A 3,243-nucleotide genomic window follows, 5' to 3' on the forward strand; every position below is an offset into this window, starting at 1 on the left:
GATTATGAGTCCGCTGCTCTAACCGGCTGAGCTACCGCCCCCCTGGATCGATCCCCCCCAGCGTCTCACAGCGTGGAGGACATCGACGACGTACAGCCTAACGGCTACCGCCGGATGGCATGCGTCCGCTCGTCTGGCCGCGGAGAGGAGCCCAAGAACAAGACTCACCGGAAGTGGACGACCACGGAATGCCGAGGCGGCACGGATCGACGGCGGCACGGATCGACGGCATTCCGGCGCCGCCGCCGTCCCGGCGACATGCCCAGGTCAGCGCCTGTCCGGCGCCGCTTGACCGCTCGATCCGGACTTGTGATGCCGAGACGACATCCCCCGGCTATGCTCACCGTGCTGATCCGCTCACGCGGCTTGTCCCGATCTGCCGCCTGCCGAAGAGCGATGAATGACCGCTGATCCCGAATCCGCCTGGCAGCGTTACACCGTCTCCGCCGAGCTTCTGTACCGCGACGACACGGCCGACGCCCTGCGCGGCTGGGACTTCGACGCCGCGTTCCTGCTCATGCGCAAATGGGACCATGTCAGCCAGGACCGCCTAGCCTCCTCCATCGAGGGGTTCAGCCAGTCCCGGATCAGCGGCCGGTCCGCACCCACTACGTCGTCGACAACAGCCGCCACACCCGCAGCAACCCCGCCGACCGGCTACCAGACCGTCGCCATCACCAACGGCTACACCCGCACCCTGCACACAGCAGGGCCCGACCACATCATCGACTCACTCACCGAACTCCTCGACCTCCTCGCCTGACAGCGAGGGCGCGGACCTCAGGCCACCTCCCAGCCGGTCAACCCAGCCGACTGTACTGTAGATGGCACCGAGGACACGAAGGCCGCTCCGGCAGGGACCGCCGGGTGTCACTATTGGTGCCTTCACAAACGGCTCATACCTCATAGTGACTCTCGGAGAGTACGGCGAGCCGGGCACCGCCCATCACGAGTGGGACTTTCGAGTCGTGTCTCGTCAAGGTTCCCAGGTAAACACCAGGATGTTCGACTGCAGCGGTGGCGCAGTTGAACACGCGTGTTGTCGCCGGAGTCGGGTGTTCGCGCCGCACCGGCCCCGGCGTAAGCTTGAAAACCGCGGATTAGCCCCGGCCAAGCGGTGCTCTGCCTGGCCGGGCTCCCCGGGAATACCCCATCCACTGCTGCTCAACGCCGAGGATTGGCCGGAAGGCGAAGAGTGCGTTCCACCGCACGCCGGCAGCCGGGCGTCCATCAACGAAGTGATCGAGGCAGAACGTTGTGCGTTGAAAGGGCCGTGCGCAATCGTGTACCCGGTCGACCTGGCGCCATGCCATGCGCGCCGTCGGGTAACTGTCGGCTGTCCGTTCACCATCTCTGACCGCGGAGGCGCAATGCTTTGTCGTCCGAGCCACCCCCGACCTGCCGTCACTCGCCCTTGGAGTGGGGCGGATGCGTGACGACCGAGACGTCTTCCGGCGGTTGACCGATCTGTTCGAGTCCGGCTCGGTGTCCTACCGGATGATCCCGCATCCGCCCGAGGGTCACACCGACGTCGCCAGCCGGCTGCGTGGCCACCCCCTCCAGCAGGCCGCCAAGTCCCTCGTGGTGCGGGTGGCAACGGGCAGGCGTTCCCGGCGCTACGTGCTCGCCGTGGTCCCCGGTGACCGTCGGGTCGACCTGAACGCGCTGGCCGACCGGTATGGCGGCCGAGAGGCCTCGTTCGCCGCCCGTGAGGTCGCCGAACGTCTGGCGGGTAGCGTCAGCGGATCCATCACCCCGTTCGTCTTCTCCCCCGAGCTGGACCTCATCGTCGACGAAGGCCTGCTTATCCACGACGAGATCTACTTCAACGCCGGACGGCTCGACCTGTCCGTCGCCCTGTCCGTCTCGGACTACCTGCTGCTGGCCCGGCCGACCGTCGCGCCCATCGCCGCCTGACGCCCTGGGCGGCCAGGAGCCAGCGCCCCGGCCCGTCGCACTCGGCGCTCCTTCGTAGACCGCCGGACCACCGGACCACCGGACCACCGGCGAAGGATGGGTACCGGAGCTGACCGAGATCGATCTCTGCCGCGAAGGGGGCCGAGATCTTGACCATGCCGGTGAACCTCCTTCCAGCTGGGCTCAGCGTGCCCTGGGCTCTCCTGGGCTCTCCGCGCCACGACTGTTTGCGGGGTGCGGACAGAGCCACCCGCAGTGAGCTTCTACCCAGGCGAGCACAGCCGATCCCGACGATCATGCCCACCCCGCCGGTTGCCAGTTACTGATCCATAATCATAAGTAAGGTTCACCTAAAGCAGGTTAGGCTAACCTCCGTCTCTGGTACGTTCCGTGAAGCCGGCTACGCGGCGGACCGAAAGGAATCGGACGTGTGGGGTGATGTGCTCCCGAACCTGCTCATCGGGCTGCGCGAGGGCCTCGAGGCAGGCTTGATCGTCTCGATCCTGGTCGCGACGCTCGTCCGCGCCGACGAACGCTCCCGCCTGCCGCTGGTGTGGACGGGCGTGCTCGCCGCCATCGCCCTGTCGGCGAGTTTCGGCGCCGTGCTGACATTTGCCGCCGCGTCCATGTCCACGGCGGCGCAGGAGGTGTTCAGCGGGAGCCTCAGCCTCGTAGCGGTCGGTTTCGTCACCGTGATGATCTTCTGGATGCGGCGGTCGGCCCGCGCCCTGTCCGGCGAGATCAAGGGCAAGGTCACCGCTGCGCTGGCACTCGGGCCCGGCGTGCTGATCCTGACCGCTTTCCTGGCGGTGGCCCGGGAGGGTCTAGAGACCTCCCTGTTCATCTGGACGACCACCCGCGGCGCCAGCGAGTCGGCCGGTCCGTTGATCGGCGCCGCGGCCGGGCTCCTCATCGCCGCCGGGCTGTGCGCGGGGATGTACTACCGCGCCGTGAAGATCAACCTGACCAAGTTCTTCACGTTCACCGGCATCGGGCTCATCGTCGTCGCGTCGGGTGTCGCCGGGTACGGTCTGCGCGACCTCCAGGAGGCCGGTGCCCTCCCCGGCTTCGACACGGTCCTGTTCGACCTGCGGACCACCTTCGACCCGAGTTCCTGGTACGCCAGGCTCGTCGAGGGCGTCTTCAACATCACTCCGCGGATGACGGCGCTGCAGGTCACCGGCTACCTGGCCTACCTGGTGGTGGTACTGGCCCTGTTCGTCCGCGGCACCCGCGCCCCCCAACCAGCACAGCCAGCCCTGCCAGCCCAGCCAGGAGAACCGGCCGCCGTCCCCGCCGCCAAGAGTTCCGATCGCACGCCGGCCC

General features: G+C 67.5%; 3 protein-coding genes. All 3 read left to right on the top strand.

Features of this window, described 5'->3' with window-relative positions; all coding sequences use genetic code 11:
• The first annotated feature begins 400 nt into the window (after positions 1-400).
• Positions 401-763: a hypothetical protein gene (locus tag AC08OO_RS23010; RefSeq protein ID WP_476611550.1), complete on the top strand. Its 363-nt coding sequence runs from the start codon at positions 401-403 to the stop codon at positions 761-763.
• Positions 764-1,428: 665 nt separating this feature from the next.
• Entirely contained in the window at positions 1,429-1,917 is a 489-nt protein-coding gene (locus tag AC08OO_RS23015; RefSeq protein WP_476611549.1) for a YbaK/prolyl-tRNA synthetase associated domain-containing protein, read from the top strand.
• Between the two features lie 428 nt (positions 1,918-2,345).
• Positions 2,346-3,243, top strand: an 898-nt coding sequence (gene efeU / locus AC08OO_RS23020) for an iron uptake transporter permease EfeU (protein ID WP_476619076.1), incomplete at its 3' end; no start/stop codon positions are given.

The sequence above is a fragment of the Frankia sp. CeCAU1 genome (genome assembly GCF_977971845.1).

Excerpts from the sequence above, each read along its gene's own strand:
- AC08OO_RS23015 (WP_476611549.1), top strand. The coding sequence starts at position 1,429 with ATGCGTGACGACCGAGACGTCTTCCGGCGGTTGACCGATCTGTTCGAG.
- AC08OO_RS23010 (WP_476611550.1), top strand. The coding sequence starts at position 401 with ATGACCGCTGATCCCGAATCCGCCTGGCAGCGTTACACCGTCTCCGCC.